Consider the following 15,129-nt stretch of genomic DNA (forward strand, 5'->3'; position numbering starts at 1 on the left):
GTCACAGGAACGTGCCGATGACCGATGCCCTGCCCCTCTCCACCACGACGGGATCGCCGGACCGCCAGAGCACCGGAGCGCCGCCCCGCGCGGCCGGGGCCGGTCTCTTCCTGCGCCGCTGGCTGGCCAATCCGTTGCAGATGGGGTCGGTGGTGCCGTCCTCGCCCAGCCTGTGCCGGCGCATCGCGGCGCTGACCCGCTGGGCGCCGGGGGAGTATGTGGTGGAGCTGGGCGCCGGCACCGGCGTGCTCTCCCGGACCCTGCTGGAGCAAGGCCTGCCGGCCGACCGGCTGCTGCCGGTCGAGATCGTTCCCGCCATGGCCACGCATCTGCGCGCCACCCTTCCCGGCGTGCCGGTGATCGAGGGCGACGCCTTCGACCTGCGCGGCGCCCTGCCGGAGGCCGCGCGGGGCCGCATCGGGACGGTGATCTGCGGCATTCCCCTGGTGCTGCTGCCGCTGGAACGGCAGCGCCGCTTCCTGGAGAGCGTCGAGGCGGTGGCGCCGGGGCGCGGCTTCCTGCTCTATACCTATTGCATCACCTCGCCGCTGCCCTGGCGCAAGCTCGGCCTGTCGGCGCGGCGGGAGGCCTGGACGCCGAGGAACTTTCCCCCGGCCAGCGTCTGGCGCTACGCGCCGGCCTGAAACGGCGCGAGCTGGGCGCGGAACTGGCGGGCGCTGGCGGACCAGGAGAAATCCTCCGCCCGGCGCCGGCAGGCCTCGCGGTCGGCGCCCAGCGCCGCCAGGCAGGCGCTGCGCAGATCCTCGGCCACGGCGCCGACCACGCCATCGGCGCCCTGCAGGATGGCGAGCGGGCCGGGTTGCGGCAGCGCGGCCACCGGCGTGCCGCAGGCCAGCGCCTCGAGCAGCACCAGGCCGAAGGTGTCGGTGCGGGAGGGAAACACCAGCACATCGGCCGCGGCATAGGCCGCCGCCAGCGCCTCGCGGTGCAGGAAGCCGGTGAAGCGCGCCCGCGGGAAGCCCTGCTCCAGCGCCGCGCGCTCCGGCCCGTCCCCCACGACGAGCTTGCTGCCCGGCAGATCCAGGCCGAGGAAGTCGCGCACCCCCTTCTCCGCGGCCAGCCGGCCGGCGCAGAGGAAGATCGGGCGCGGCAGGTCGGGGAAGGCGTCCCGCGCGCCGGGGCGGAACAGCGCCGTGTCCACCCCGCGCGACCAGTGGCTGAGATGGCGGAAGCCCTGCGTCTTCAGCTCGCGGCGCAAGGCCTCGGTCGCCACCATCGTGGTCGCGGCGGGGGCATGGAAACGGCGCAGGAGGGGCCAGGACAGACGCGGCGACAGGCCGAAGCGCGCCCGCAGGTAGTCCGGGAAGCGGGTGTGGAAGGCGGTGGTGAAGGACCAGCCCCAACGGCGGCAGAGGGCGCGCATGGCCCAGCCCAGCGGCCCCTCCGTCGCGATATGCACCGCATCCGGCCGGAACGCGCGCGCCAGGCCGGCCAGGCGGCGGCGCGGCAGCAGCGCCAGCCGGATGGCGGGATCGCCCGGCGCGGGCCAGCTGGGAAAGCGATCCGGGCCGATCACCTCGACCACGTCCCCCTGCCGCCGCAGCGCCTCGCTGACCATGCCGAGCGTCCGCACGACGCCGTTCACCTGCGGCGTCCAGGCATCCGAGACGATCAGCAGGCGCATCTCAGCCCTCGGCCACCGGCAGGGAGGCCTGGGGATGGGGCGCCGGCGGGATCAGGGCGACGGGGGCGGCGACGGGGGAGACGACGGGGGCGGCATGGCGCCGCCGCTGTTCGGCGGCCCAGTCGATCAGCTCGAAGCGCCCGTCCGCATGCTCGGCGAGCGCGGTGCAGCTCTCCACCCAGTCGCCATCGTTCATGTAGGTGACGCCGTGCACCTGCCGCATCTCGGCATGGTGGATATGACCGCAGATGACGCCGTCCAGGTCGCGCCGCCGCGCCTCCTCGGCCAGTGCCTCCTCGAACCGATCGATCGCCTTGACCGCTTCCTTCACCTGAAGCTTCAGCCATTGCGACAGCGACCAGTAGGGATAGCCGAGGCGCCGGCGCACCGCGTTGAACCAGCGGTTCAGGCGCAGCGCGGCGTCGTAGGCCCAGTCGCCCAGATGCGCGAGCAGGGTCGCGTAGCGCACCACGCTGTCGAACTCGTCGCCGTGCATGACGAGGAAGCGCCGGCCATCGGCCGCCTCGTGCACCGCCTCGCGCACCAGCGAGACGCCGGCGATGACGAATTCCGGCCCGGCCCAGTCGCGGAAGACCTCGTCATGATTGCCGGGGATATAGGTGACGCGGGTGCCGCTCCGCGCCATGGCCAGGATGCGGCGGATCACCTGGTCATGCACCGGGTCCCAGTACCAGGAGCGGCGCAGGCGCCATCCATCGACGATATCGCCCACCAGGTAGAGCTGCTCGCACTCCACCTGCCGCAGGAAGTCCAGCAGCAGGTCGGCGCGGCAGCCCCGCATGCCGAGATGCGTGTCGGAGAGGAAGATCGCGCGGTAGCGGCGCGGGGCGGGGATCGGTGCCATGGCCGGCTTCCCTTCAGCTGGCCCCTTCCCCCGCGCGGCGAGTCCGTGGGGAGCAGGAACGTTGCGTGCGGGAAGCCCTTAGCCGAGAGCTGCGACGGTACCGTGTCCGCAATGTTGCAGGGAGTTGACGATCGTTGCGTAGCCGACGGGCCAGGCTGTTCAACCGGATGGCGTGAACGGGCCGCCCAGCACATAGAGGCAGTCGCCGCGCAGGGTCCGGCCGGGCTGCCGCTTGCAGAGCACGAAGCCGTCGCGCGCGAAGACGGCCTCGGCCGGCGGCGCCCAGGGCGTCTCGGGCGTGTGGATGCGCGCCGCCGGCTGGCCGGCCCGCACCGTCTCGCCCGGCTCCGCCAGCGGCTCGAAGACACCGCCTTCCGGCGCATAGACGAAATGGTCCTGCCCGCCGAGGCCGTAGATCCGCGTCTCCTCCGCCGGCTCGCGCTCCGTCTCCGGCAGGATGCCGAGATGGACCAGGAGGTTGCGCACGCCGCGCCGGGCGATGGCCAGGCCCTCGGCCGAGACGGCGCCGGCGCCGCCCAGCTCGGTGCCCAGGGTGACGATGCCGCGCCGCTCGGCGACACCGCCCAGGGTGAGGTTGCCGCCCTGCCCCTGCGCCCTTCCCTGCACATAGCCGAGCGGCGCGCCGAAGGCCCGGAGCGCGGCGATCTGGCGGCGGAAGAGGTCCGGATCGGCGACGTGGTTGGTCAGGGAGCAGGGCGTGTAGAGCAGCGAGGAGCCGCCGGAGTGCAGATCGCAGACCAGATCGGCGCGCGGGATCAACTCGCTGCTGATGAAGTAGGCGATCTGCTCGGTGACGCTGCCATCGGGATCGCCGGGGAAGATGCGGTTGAGGTTGAGGTTGTCCACCGGCGAGACGCGGTTGCCGGCCAGCGCCGCCGGATAGTTCGCCGTCGGCAGGATGATGACGCGGCCGCGGATCCGCTCCGGATCGAGCGACTGCGCCAGCCCGCAGAGCGCCAGCTGCCCCTCGTACTCGTCGCCGTGATTGCCCGAGACGAAGAGCGCCGTCGGCCCCTCGCCGTTGCGGAGCACCACGATCGGGATGGGCAGGAAGCCATAGGCGGAGACGTGCGAGGAGTGGAACAGGCGCAGGAATCCGGTCTGCCTCCCGTCGCGGTCGAAGTCCACATCGCAGAGAACGCGACTCTTTCTGGTCTCGGACATGCTTCCCCCGGGAGGTCAGTGCGTCGGTGCGTGCAGGTGGCAGGCGGCGAAATGCCCCGGCCGGATCTCGGCCAGCGGCGGCGACACCTGCCGGCAGACCGCCATGACGTGCGGGCATCGCGTGTGGAAGCGGCAGCCGGGCGGCGGGTTGATCGGGCTCGGCAGGTCCCCGGAGACCTTCGCCCGCCCGGCCCGGCGGGCGGCGCGGCCGGCCGGATGCGGCGTCGGCACGGCGGCGATCAGCGCCTGGGTATAGGGATGCAGCGGCGTGTCATAGATCGCGGCCTTCGGCGCCAGTTCGACGACGCGGCCGAGGTACATCACCGCCACCCGGTCCGAGATATGCCGCACCACCGAGAGGTCATGCGCGATGAACAGGTAGGTCAGCCCCATCTCGCGCTGCAGGTCCTGCAGCAGATTGACGATCTGCGCCTGCACCGAGACATCCAGCGCCGAGACCGCCTCGTCGCAGACGATGAAGCTCGGGTTCAGCACCAGGGCGCGGGCGATGCCGACGCGCTGCCGCTGCCCGCCGGAGAACTCGTGCGGGTAGCGCAGCGCCGCGCGGGCCGGCAGGCCGACCTTCTCCAGCATCTCCCCCACCCGCGCCCGCGCCGCCGCATCGGCCTTCGCGCCGTGGATCAGAAGCGGCTCCATGACGATGTCCTCCACCGTCATGCGCGGGTTCAGCGCGCCATAGGGGTCCTGGAAGACGATCTGCATGGAGCGGCGCTTCTCGCGCAGCACGCGCGGCGGCAGGCCGCTGATATCCGCGCCGTCGAAGAGAACCTGGCCGTCGGAGGGCTCCATCAGCCGGATCAGCAGCCGGCCGAGGGTGGACTTGCCGCAGCCGGACTCGCCGACCAGGCCCAGGGTCTCGCCTGGCATGATGCGGAGCGAGACCTCGTCCACGGCGCGCAGCAGGCCGGTCGGCCGGCCGAGCCAGCCGCCACTGAGGGGGAAGTGCTTGGACAGTCCGGCGGCCTCGACCAGCGGCCGCGTCGCCGCGGAGGGGTGGGTGGCGAGGCTCATGGGGCGGCGATCTCCGGCACCCGGATACAGGCGGCGCGGTGCGAGGGCGCATAATCGGCGAGCGGCGGGATGGCCTCGGCGCAGGCGGCCACCGCATGGCCGCAGCGCGGGCGGAAGCGGCATCCGCTCGGGCGCCGCGCCGGCTCGGGCAGGCTGCCGGGGATCGCGACCAGCCGGGGCCTGTCCTGCTCCAGCGAGGGCACGCAGTCGAGCAGGCCGCGCGTATAGGGATGCAGCGGCCGGTCGAAGAGCGTCGTCACCGGCGACTGCTCGACGATGCGGCCGGCATACATCACCATGACCCGGTCCGCGGTCTCCGCCACCACGCCCATGTTGTGCGTGATGATCATGATGGCCATGCCGAACTCGTCGCGCAGATCCATCAGCAGGTCGAGGATCTGGGCCTGGATGGTCACGTCGAGCGCCGTCGTCGGCTCGTCGGCGATCAGCAGCTTCGGGTTGCAGGCCAGCGCCATGGCGATCATCACGCGCTGCCGCTGCCCGCCCGAGAGCTGATGCGGATAGTCGTCCATCCGCCGCGCGGCGGAGGGGATGCCGACCTTCTCCAGCATCCTCAGCGCGCGGTCGCGGAGCGCCCGGGGCGAGAGGCGCTCATGCGCGCGGATCGTCTCCATGATCTGCTCGCCGATGCGGAAGACCGGGTTCAGCGAGGTCATCGGCTCCTGGAAGATCATCGCGATGCCGGGGCCGCGCACCTTCTGCATCTGCCGCTCCGACAGGCCGGTCAGCTCCTGCCCGGCGAAGCGCACGGAGCCGGAGACGATGCGCGCCGGCGGGCGCGGCAGCAGCCCCATCACGGTCAGCGCGGTGACGCTCTTGCCGCTGCCGGACTCGCCGACGATGCCGAGGATCTCACCCTCCTCCAGGGAGAAGGAGACATCCTCGATCGCCGTCACCTCGCCGCGCTCGGTGGCGAAGGCGGTGGTGAGGTTGCTGATCTCAAGGAGGCTCATTGCTGGATCCTGAGCCGGGGGTCGAGCACGTCGCGCAGCCCGTCGCCCAGCATGTTGAGACCGAGCACGGTGATCATCAGCGCCACGCCGGGGATGCAGATGATCCAGGGCGCGTCGCGCATGAAGTCCCGCCCCTCGGCCATGATGTTGCCCCAGGTCGGCGTCGGCGGCACGGCGCCGAGGCCGAGGAAGGAGAGCGTCGCCTCCGAGAGCACGGCATAGGCGAAGAGGAAGGAGAGCTGCACGATCATCGGCGCCATGGCGTTCGGCAGGATGTGATGCCGCAGGATGCGCCAGTGCCCGGCGCCCGCCGCCACCGCCGCCTGCACATACTCCATCTCCCGCAGCACGATGACCGAGGCGCGGACGATGCGCGCCGTGCGCGGGACATAGACGATGCCCAGCGCCAGGATGACGTTGAGGGTGGAGGGCCCCAGCATGGCGGTGACGCCGATGGCGAGCAGGATGGCGGGAAAGGCCATCAACGCGTCGTTGATGCGCATCAGGAGATTGTCGACGCGGCGGAAATAGCCGGCCAGCGCGCCGATCAGCGTGCCAAAGACTGCGTTCAGCGCCACGACGGAGAGGCCGATGATGACGGAGAGCTGCGCCCCCCAGACGGTGCGGGACCACAGGCTGCGGCCGAAATTGTCGGTGCCGAGGATGTAGTCGCCGCCCGGCGGCAGGAACTTGTTGCGCATCGCCAGCCGGTTCGGATTGGCCGTGGTGATCCAGGGCGCGAGCGCCCCCATCACCGCGATGATGCCGAAGAGGATCAGGCCGGTGACGAAGAGGCGGTGCCGGAACAGCCGGCGCAGCGTAGCCCAGGCCGGGCTGCGGCGCTTCGGCTCCGCCGCCGGCCCGGCGAGATCGACTTCCAGCGGCAGGGCTCCCGTCTCACTCATAGCGCACCCTCGGATCCAGGAAGGCATAGAGGACGTCGATGCCGATATTGACCAGCACCAGGAAGCCGGTGACCAGCAGCAGCCCGCCCTGCACCATCGGGTAGTCCCGGTTCAGCACCGCCTGCGTCAGCAGCTGGCCGATGCCGGGGATGGAGAAGATCGCCTCCGTCACCACGGCGCCCGAGATCAGCAGGCTGACGATGATACCGACGACGGTGGTGATCGGGATCATCGCGTTGGACAGCGCGTGCCGGAAGATGATGCTGCGCTGGCTCAGCCCCTTGGCGCGCGCCGTGCGGATATAGTCCTGCCGCATCACCTCCAGCATGGTCGAGCGCGTGATGCGGGCGAGCAGCCCCGCCTGCAGCAGCGCCAGCGAGACGGCCGGCATGGTCGAGGTGCGGAACCAGCCCCAGGGGTCCTCCGTCAGCGGGATGTAGCCGCCGGTCGGCAGCCAGCCGAGATGCACCGCGAAGACGATGATCATGACCAGGCCGAGGAAGAAGCTCGGCAGCGAGATGCCGATCATGGCGAAGGCCATGGCCAGCTGGTCGATCACCGTGTTCTGCTTCAGCGCCGCCAGGATGCCCGCCAGCAGGCCGATCAGCAGCGTCAGCACCAGGGCATAGGCGGAGAGCGCGAGCGTGACCGGAAGCCGCTCCATGACGGAGGCGAAGACGCCGCGGCCGAGCAGGATCGAGCGGCCCAGATCGCCCTGCAGCAGGCCGCCGTACCAGTGGAGCAGCTGCGTCAGGAAAGGCTGGTCGAGCCCCAGGTCCTGGCGGATCTGCTGCACCTGCTGCGGCGTCGCCGAGAGGCCGGCGATGGCGGCGGCCGGATCGCCCGGGATCAGCCGCATCATGCCGAAGGTGATGAGGCTGACCAGGAGGAGCACCGGCACCGCGCTGAGCAGCCGCCGCGCCACGACGCCGATCATGCCGCGGCGCCCCGGCGCGGCCCGGCGCGGCGTCCGCTCACTTGGCGATCCAGACGTTGCTGAAGCGCGGGATGCGGAAGGGCTTGAAGTTCTTCACGTTGGCCCGCACCGCCTGGACCTTGGTGAGCGAGCCGAAGGGATAGGCATAGGCCCGCTCCAGCACCAGCTTCTGCATCCGCGCGAAGGCGGCGTTGCGCTCGGCCTCGGTCGGCAGGTCGTTCATGTCGCGCCAGGCGGCCTCGACATCCGGATCGCCCTTGTCGTCGCGCGGGCGGTAATTGGCGCCGGGCGAGGCCAGGAACTGCATCGTGGCCAGCGCGCCGAGCGCCGGCTGCGTGCCCCAGCCGCTGTGGAAGAAGTGCCACTCGGTGCTGTTGACCTTCTGCGACATCTGCACCGAGGTCGGCCAGTCCACCACGCGGAGCTGCGCGTTGATGCCCGCGGCCTGGAGTTGCTGCTGCATGACCAGCGCGGCATTGTACATGGCCGGATAGTCGCGATTGGTCAGGATGGTGATCGGCTCGCCCTTGTAGCCGGACTGCTTCAGCAGCGCCGCGGCCTTCTCGGGGTCGCTGATGTTGTAGGTCTCCTTGCCGGCGTCCGTGTAGGTCGGCTGGTTCGGATACTGGAAGCCGACGTTGAGCCGGTAGTTGCCGTCGGTCGCGGCATCCATCACGTCCTCGGCGCCGATCGCCGCCTGCACCGCCTTGCGGAAGTTCAGGTCACTGGTCGGCGCCTGCGCGGTGTTGGGCAGCGCGATCTGGATCCACCAGTTCTCCAGCGGCAGGATGGTGACGTTGCTGTCCTTCTTCAGCGCCTCGACGGATTTTGTCGGGACATCCTCCACCCCCTGCAACTCGCCCGTCTCCAGCCCAGCGACGCGGGCCGAAGCCTCGGTGACGATGCGGAAGGTCACGCTGTCGAGGCAGGCCGCCTTGTAGCCGCCGAAGCCGGTGCGCTCCTCATAGGCCGTGTTCGGCTTGTACCCGTCATACCGCACCAGCTTCGCATGGCTGCCGGGGACGAATTCCGCGATGCGGAAGGGGCCGGTGCCGACCGGCCGGAGCTGCTGCGGCGGATCGTCCTTGTGCTCGGCGGGAATGATGACGATCGGCACGCTGAAGGAGGAGAGCGCCTCCAGGAAGGTCGGCTGCACGCGCGCCATCCGGATGACGAAAGTGGCGGCGTCCGGCGCCTCCCAGCCCTGCACGTTGTCGAGCGTGCTGCGTTGCAGTCCGATGCGCTTGTAGCGGTCGAAGGAGGCGGCGACATCGGCCGAGGTCATCGGCTTGCCGTTGTGGAAGCCGATGCCCTGGCGCAGCCTGAAGGTGTAGCTGAGACGGTCCGGCGCCTCCTCGACGCTCTCGGCCAGCTCGGCGATGACCTTGTTGTTCTCGTCGCGCGTCACCAGCGATTCGTAGATGTTCATCGCGATGTTGCGGGTGGAGATGGTGCTGGACGTCATCTGGTCCAGGCTGTTCACATTGGCTTCCTGGCCGAAGACCAGATCGCCGCCCCGGCTGGGGCAGGAGAAGGGCGCCGCCGCGGCCGGAGAAAGCGGCAGGGCGATGGCCGCCGCCAGCCCGCAGGACGCCAGGATGGAACGCTGCATCAGCATGATCCCCCGCTCGCTTGTTATGATGTGAAGCCTCGCCGTGAAGCTTCAAATCAGCGGCTGGGGCCGTCAAGCCTCATTCTGGGGCAGTTCCTGCCGCATCGCAGCAAGAACGGCCTGCAAACGATGCCGTTTGCCTGTCAAATCATCATCCTGACGCGGAGAAGCGCCGCACCACATTTTCCATCACCCGGCTGACCGGCCCTTCGAAACCCTCCCGCCAGAGCGAGCCGCAGAAGGTGATCGAGCCCACGGCGAAGACCGCGCCGCCGCCCGGCGTCTCGAACCAGGCGATCTCGCCGCGTTTCAGCGCCTCCGGCGTCTCGCCGCTGACCGTCGCCAGATGCGACAGCAGCTCCTCCGGCACGGTGACGAAGGAGGACGGCGGCTCCTCCGAGCGCGCCAGCACGACCGTGCCGGGCGGCGAGCCCAGGCTGGCATCCGCGCGGTCCAGCTCGAAGCCCGCGGCGCCGCCGCCCGAAAGCCCGTAATCGCCGAAGGTCTCTCCCTCGACACCCTCGAAGATCCAGGCATGCTCCGGCGCGTGGCTGGCCGGAAGGCGCCGGTAGCGCGTGCCCTCGAACAGGCCCTGGGCGGAGAAGCCGACACCGGCCAGGGCCTGCGGGGGCCGGCGGTTGCGGCGCCAGAGCCCGCCATACTGGCCGTCGAGCTGATGGTGGTACTCGCCCGGCTCCGCGGCCCAGGCGCGGATGCCGCCCTCGGCGCGGCGCAGCTCGATCATGCCCGGCAGCTCGGGCACGCAGGCGATGCGCCAGTAGAAGCCGTTGCCGCCCAGATACATCATGCGGCCGCCGCCGGCGGTGAAGGCCGCCAGGGCGTCGAGTGTCGGCGCCGTGTGATACTCGGGATGCGAGCCGGTCATCACCAGGCGGTAGGGTGCCAGCAGCGCCGCGCCCTCCTCGTGCAGATCCTCGTCGGTGACGATGTCGAAGGAGAAGCCCTTGTCCTCCAGCCAGGCGAGGATATGCGTGTCCGCCGGATAGTGCCGCAGGCCGGAGCCGCGCGCGTCGTTGAAGGTGAGGAAGCCGGGACGCATGGTCAGGATCGGCCGCAGCCGGGAGGAGAAGGCGATGCCGTTGCGGTCCGGGTGGCGGTTGTAGGTGGAGCGGCCATAGACCGGATAGTCGTCCGGATTGTGCGGATAGGCGCCCCACGCCGCCACCCGCGCCCGGTAGGCGGCATCCGCGTTGCCGCGCGCGTGGTTCGCATAGGCCTGGTAGGTGAAGGTGGAGGCCAGGAAGACGATGTCGGCCGTCGGCCCGCCGCGCGGCGGCAGCACGTAGAAGGGCAGCCAGTCCTCGCCGGCGCCGCAGCTCAGGTGCAGGGCGTAGGCGCCGCTGCGCAGATCCGGCGGGACGGTGAAGCGGAAGTCGGTCCGCCACCCGCAGTCGCCCAGGTCGTCGGCGTGGAAATGGATCGCGGCATAGTCCTCCGGCCGATGGCGCCAGCACATCTCGTCGCCGCTCCAGCGCGCGCCCACCACGGCGCGCGTCGGCACGTTCCGCAGGCTCCCATGGCAGGCCTGCGGGCCGATGTCGCTGACGCTCTGGGTGGGAATGCCCCGCGCGAAGTCCCACAGCGCCAGCACCCGCTCCGGCCGCCGCAGCGGCTCGGGCCAGCTCGTCCGCGCCCCGGCCAGCAGCGCCGGTTCCTCCAGCTTTCCGGTGAAATGCGCGCAGGGCTCCGCCGCGTCCTCGGCGGCGATCACCACCGGGCCGCCACCGCCGGACGGCTGGAAGCCCTCCAGCGCGCCGCGCAGCGCGGCGACGCCGCCCGAGGCCTCGGCCAGCGGCACCTGCCCCAGGTCGAAGCAGCCGGCATCGGCATCGAGGCTGAGCCAGAGACGGTACCAGCCGCGCTCGGCCAGCGGCACGCCGGTCGCGACCTCGCGCACCGTCGCGCCCTGGCGGAACCGCGCCACCGCGCCCTGAGCGCCGAGCCCGAGCGTCACCATGACATCGCCCTGCGCCTCGCTGATCAGCGCCGCGGTCCGGTCGGGGAGCACGGCCGCCCAGACCAGCACCGTCCAGGTCACCGGCCCGGGCCCGCGGCGCGGCCCGGACGGGATGACGGCGCAGGAGCCGGAGCGGACCGGCTGGTGCCGGCCCTGGAAGCCGGCGCTGAACCGGCCCGTGAGGTCCTCGAAGCGGAGGCCGGGCCCGGCGGGGTTCGGATCGCCGCTGATGACGCGCAGCAGGCGCGCGCGGTAGGGCTCGCCGGAGGGGACGCTCACCTGGACCGCGAAGGTCTCGCCCGGGCGGCGCGAGAAGCGGTCGAGATAGCCGGTGATCGGCAGCTCGCGTGGCGCCGTCATGCGCCGTGGCCTCGGGGCTGGTCGGCGCGGCGGGGAGATGCGGACATGCGGTTCGCTCCGGCAGGACGAGACGAAGGGCAAGTCTACTCGCCGCCCCGCCGCCGCAAAGCCCTTCCGCCGGCCGCGAACTTCGATTTGCCCGGAAGCGAAGTCGGCGACGGGCCGGTGAAAGTGCTTGGTCTCCCGGCGGGACCGGTGCAAGCTGCGCCGCGGCACGAGGCGAACGGAGCGGGCGGATGAGCGCGATGGTGCAATCCCTGGCCAGCAGCGCGGCGGAGGAGCGCGAATGGGCGCTGCGCTGCGACATGGCCGCGGTGTTCCGCGTCGCCGCGCGGCTCGGCTGGAACGAGCAGATCGGCAACCACAACAGCCTGATGCTGCCGGACGAGGCGGAGCCGCGCTTCCTCATCAATCCGCGCGGCTACCTCTTCCAGGAGCTGAAGGCGAGCGACCTCATCGTCTGCGACCTGGACGGGCGCGTGCTGCGCGGCAGCGGCGAGTTGCGCAAGGTCGCCTTCCACATCCATGCCCGCATCCATGTGCAGAATCCCGCCGCCGCCTGCGTCGTGCATGTGCATCCACGTTGGCTGACCGCGCTGTCGCTGCTGCGCGACGCCGAGTTCGCCCTGTCGCACCACAACAACCTGCTGCTGAACGACCGCATGGTCTATGACCGTGAGGGCGACGAGCCGGTGCATGTGAACGAGGAGGGCGACCGCATCGCCCACCTGATGGGCGACAAATCGATCATGGTGATGCGCGGCCATGGCGTCACGGTGGTCGGGCCGACGGTCGCCGATGCCTTCGACGAATGCTACATGGCGGAGCGTACCGCCATGTATCAGATGACCGCCCTGCAGACGGGGCAGCCGCTGCATCGCCTGCCCGAGGGCCTGCGGCGCCATCATCATGGCCCCTGGGGCGAGCGCATGGACGCCCGGCTGCACCTCGATGCGTGGCGCCGCATCCTCGACCGCGAGGAACCCGACTACGCCCGCTAGATGAAGCGCCAGAGAAAGCACCGGTCCGCTCTTGCCTCGCCGCCCCGGAGATTGCAGGAGCGGCGGCATGACCTCCTCCTCCTCCCTCCCCTTCCCGCCCGGCCGGGCCCCGGCCGCATGAGCGGCGCGCCGGCGGGCCGGACGCCCTTCGCCTGGAGCGCGCCGACCGCCCCCCTCGCCGCCGCGCTGGTCGTCGCCCCCTTTGTCGCCGTGCTGCAATCCAAGGCCATGGCGCCCCTGGCCCTGGTGGCGCTGGCCCTCGCCGTGGTGCAGGCGCGCCGCGCCACCGGCCGCTGGCCCTGGCCGCGCGGGCCGGCGCTCTGGGCCGGCCTGGCGCTCGGCCTCTGGGGCACGGCCTCCGCGCTCTGGGCCCCGGAGCCGGGGCGCGCCCTGTCGGGCGGGCTGGGCTTCGCCGGCACCGTGCTGCTGGCCGGCGCGGCGTATCGCGCGGCGGGCGAGGATAGCCCCGGGCGTCGGGCGTGGCTCGGCCAGGCGCTCGTCGCCGGCCTGGCGCTCGGCCTCGCCGCCGCGCTGCTCGACCATCTCACCGGCTCGGGGCTTCGTGCCGCCGTGCGCGGGCTGCGGGAGATACCGCCGCAACTGGCCTTCGGGCTGAAGCCCGCCGCCTCGGTCATGGCGCTGCTGCTTCCGCTGGTCGCCGCGGCCGCCCTGCCTCGCCGCTGGCGCGTGGCCGGCCTGGCCCTTGGGGGCGGCGTGCTGCTCTGGGTCAGTGGCGACACCGCCCGGCTGGCGGCCGCCGCGGGGCTGATCCTGGTGGCCCTGACGGCGCTGGAGCGCCGCCTCCGCCCCGGCGCGCCGGCCTGGACACCGCGCCTCCTCGGCCTGGGCATGGCGGCGGTTCTGCTGGCGACCCCGCTGCTGCTCGGCCCCGCGCTGCGCCACCTGCCGCCTTCCTTCCAGAGCCTGCCGCCCTCGGCCGTGCACCGGCTGGTGATCTGGGATTTCGGGATGGAGCGGGCGCGGGAGAAGCCGCTGCTGGGCTGGGGGCTGGAGGCCGCGCGCGCCTTGCCCGGCGGCAAGGACAACCCCTCGTCCGACCGGCTGTCGCGGCTCGGCGTCGAGCGGCCCGGGCTGCGCGCCTGGTTCGCCGCGCCCCATGTCGAGCTGATGCCGCTGCATCCCCACAACGGCGCCCTGCAGATCTGGCTGGAACTCGGCTGGGTGGGGGTCGTGATCGCCGCCCTCGCCCTGCTGCTGCTGGCCTTCGCCGCCCGGGGGCCGGCGGCCGCGGCGATGACCGGCGCGCTGGGCTCGGCCTTCATCACCTTTCTGGCGAGTTTCGGGGCCTGGCAAAGCTGGTGGTTGTGCAGTGCGGCTCTTGCCCTGGCCTGCGCGGGCGGACTCCCTGGAGCCGCCTCCGCCAGGGCGAAAACGTAAGCAGGTATTACACAACTTCAAAGGGAAGTGAGGGGGCGCCATCAACCCTCGCCTCCCTGGCCCCGGCCTGTAGGCTGATCCGCGCAAACGCAAGGCGTGGAGTTGGTGGCGATGGCCCGCGGGCACGGGCGGCGTTCAATCCTGGGTGCGACGGCGGCCGTCCTGGTGTCGCTGCCGCGCCAGCCCGGCCATGCCGAGCACCGGAATGCCGCAGGGCCGGCGCCCCGCGATGAATGGGAGAGTTTCCGCGCCCGCTTCGTCACCGGGGACGGGCGCGTGGTGGACACCGGCAATGGGGGCATCTCCCATTCCGAGGGCCAGGGATGGGGCCTGCTCTTCGCCGAGGCCTTCGACGACCAGGCCACCTTCCGCCGCCTCCTCGCCTGGACGCGCCGCGCGCTGGCACGGCCGCAGGACCGGTTGCACGCCTGGCGCTGGCAGCCCGGCCGGGCCCGGCCCGTGGAGGACGCCAACAACGCCACGGACGGCGATATCTTCATCGCCTGGGCCCTGAGCCGGGCCGCGCGGCGCTGGCAGGACCCGGACCTCGCCCTGCTCGCCGGCGAGATGCTGCGCGACCTGGAAGCCCTCTGCATCCGTCAGGTCGATGGCCGGACCCTGCTCCTGCCGGCGGCCTTCGGCTTCGATCATCCCCGCCACGTGGTGGTGAACCCTTCCTACTACGTCTTCCCGGCCTTTCCCGAACTGGCGCGGCTGCGCCCCGCGGGCCCCTGGAAGGAGCTGACGGCGGAGGGCTGCCGGCTGTTGCGGCAGGCGCGGTTCGGCCCCTGGCAGCTGCCGGCCGACTGGATCCAGATCGACCGGCCGCATGGCGCGCCCCGCCCCGCCCAGGGCTGGGCGCCGCGCTTCTCCTACGACGCGGTCCGCGTGCCGCTGTACCTGTCCTGGGCCGGGCTGACCGAGGAGCCGGCGCTGGCCGCCGCTCGCCTTTTCTGGGGCGGGGAGGCCAGCAGCAGGCCGGCCTGGACCGATCTCGATGGCCGCGCCGTCGCGCCCTATGCGGCGGATGCCGGCATCCAGGCGGTGGCCGAGGCGGTGACCGCGACGCGGCGCCCCGGCCCGCGCTTTCCGCCACTGTCGGAAGCGCGAAGCTATTATGCCGCCAGCCTGCTCCTGCTCTCCCGCCTGGCCGTGGCGGAACGGCCGCAGCTTGCATTGTGACGCAATCGGAGGTTTAACATTGCCTCCGAATCTTTCCCCTTTCATTCCCTGCCGC

The 15,129-nt window shown here is 71.7% G+C and carries 13 protein-coding genes; 4 read left to right on the forward strand and 9 right to left on the reverse strand.

Annotated features, from left to right (window positions below; translation table 11 throughout):
- Positions 1-17: 17 nt before the first annotated feature.
- Complete coding sequence (locus ACF3NH_RS16860; RefSeq protein ID WP_422924328.1) at positions 18-644, forward strand: class I SAM-dependent methyltransferase; 627 nt, start codon at positions 18-20, stop codon at positions 642-644.
- Here the strand turns inward: ACF3NH_RS16860 and ACF3NH_RS16865 are convergent.
- The 9 genes from ACF3NH_RS16865 to ACF3NH_RS16905 all read right to left on the reverse strand — a co-directional run bounded on the left by ACF3NH_RS16865 (position 629) and on the right by ACF3NH_RS16905 (position 11,493).
- Positions 629-1,645 (reverse strand): glycosyltransferase family 4 protein, encoded by a 1,017-nt coding sequence (locus ACF3NH_RS16865; protein ID WP_198364779.1) that lies wholly within the window; start codon positions 1,643-1,645, stop codon positions 629-631. The two genes, ACF3NH_RS16860 and ACF3NH_RS16865, sit on opposite strands and share 16 nt — an antisense overlap.
- A gap of 1 nt (position 1,646) precedes the next feature.
- Positions 1,647-2,510, reverse strand: coding sequence for a UDP-2,3-diacylglucosamine diphosphatase (locus ACF3NH_RS16870; protein ID WP_198364778.1), 864 nt, complete (start codon positions 2,508-2,510; stop codon positions 1,647-1,649).
- A 159-nt stretch (positions 2,511-2,669) separates the two neighbouring features.
- Positions 2,670-3,695 (reverse strand): succinylglutamate desuccinylase/aspartoacylase family protein, encoded by a 1,026-nt coding sequence (locus ACF3NH_RS16875; RefSeq protein WP_422924331.1) that lies wholly within the window; start codon positions 3,693-3,695, stop codon positions 2,670-2,672.
- Between the two features lie 15 nt (positions 3,696-3,710).
- Positions 3,711-4,727, reverse strand: coding sequence for an ABC transporter ATP-binding protein (locus ACF3NH_RS16880; protein ID WP_198364776.1), 1,017 nt, complete (start codon positions 4,725-4,727; stop codon positions 3,711-3,713).
- Positions 4,724-5,701 (reverse strand): ABC transporter ATP-binding protein, encoded by a 978-nt coding sequence (locus tag ACF3NH_RS16885; RefSeq protein WP_422924333.1) that lies wholly within the window; start codon positions 5,699-5,701, stop codon positions 4,724-4,726. Before ACF3NH_RS16885 ends, ACF3NH_RS16880 begins: the two co-directional genes overlap by 4 nt.
- Positions 5,698-6,606: an ABC transporter permease gene (locus ACF3NH_RS16890; RefSeq protein ID WP_422924335.1), complete on the reverse strand. Its 909-nt coding sequence runs from the start codon at positions 6,604-6,606 to the stop codon at positions 5,698-5,700. Before ACF3NH_RS16890 ends, ACF3NH_RS16885 begins: the two co-directional genes overlap by 4 nt.
- Positions 6,599-7,543, reverse strand: coding sequence for an ABC transporter permease (locus tag ACF3NH_RS16895; protein ID WP_198364773.1), 945 nt, complete (start codon positions 7,541-7,543; stop codon positions 6,599-6,601). Before ACF3NH_RS16895 ends, ACF3NH_RS16890 begins: the two co-directional genes overlap by 8 nt.
- Positions 7,544-7,580: 37 nt before the next feature.
- Positions 7,581-9,155 carry an ABC transporter substrate-binding protein gene (locus ACF3NH_RS16900; protein ID WP_422924337.1) on the reverse strand — a complete coding sequence of 525 codons (1,575 nt, stop codon included), beginning with the start codon at positions 9,153-9,155 and terminating at the stop codon, positions 7,581-7,583.
- Between the two features lie 151 nt (positions 9,156-9,306).
- Positions 9,307-11,493: a N,N-dimethylformamidase beta subunit family domain-containing protein gene (locus tag ACF3NH_RS16905; RefSeq protein WP_422924339.1), complete on the reverse strand. Its 2,187-nt coding sequence runs from the start codon at positions 11,491-11,493 to the stop codon at positions 9,307-9,309.
- Positions 11,494-11,729: 236 nt separating this feature from the next.
- Here ACF3NH_RS16905 and ACF3NH_RS16910 point away from each other — a divergent pair, with 236 nt between their 5' ends.
- From ACF3NH_RS16910 to ACF3NH_RS16920, 3 genes are all read left to right on the forward strand, one after another.
- Positions 11,730-12,494 (forward strand): class II aldolase/adducin family protein, encoded by a 765-nt coding sequence (locus tag ACF3NH_RS16910; RefSeq protein ID WP_422924341.1) that lies wholly within the window; start codon positions 11,730-11,732, stop codon positions 12,492-12,494.
- A gap of 117 nt (positions 12,495-12,611) precedes the next feature.
- Positions 12,612-13,892, forward strand: coding sequence for an O-antigen ligase family protein (locus ACF3NH_RS16915; RefSeq protein ID WP_422924343.1), 1,281 nt, complete (start codon positions 12,612-12,614; stop codon positions 13,890-13,892).
- 111 nt (positions 13,893-14,003) lie between these two features.
- Complete coding sequence (locus ACF3NH_RS16920; protein ID WP_422924835.1) at positions 14,004-15,074, forward strand: glycosyl hydrolase family 8; 1,071 nt, start codon at positions 14,004-14,006, stop codon at positions 15,072-15,074.
- Positions 15,075-15,129: the final 55 nt, after the last annotated feature.

The sequence above is a fragment of the Pseudoroseomonas sp. WGS1072 genome (genome assembly GCF_049340465.1).
In the GTDB taxonomy this organism is placed as follows: Bacteria; Pseudomonadota; Alphaproteobacteria; order Acetobacterales; family Acetobacteraceae; genus Pseudoroseomonas.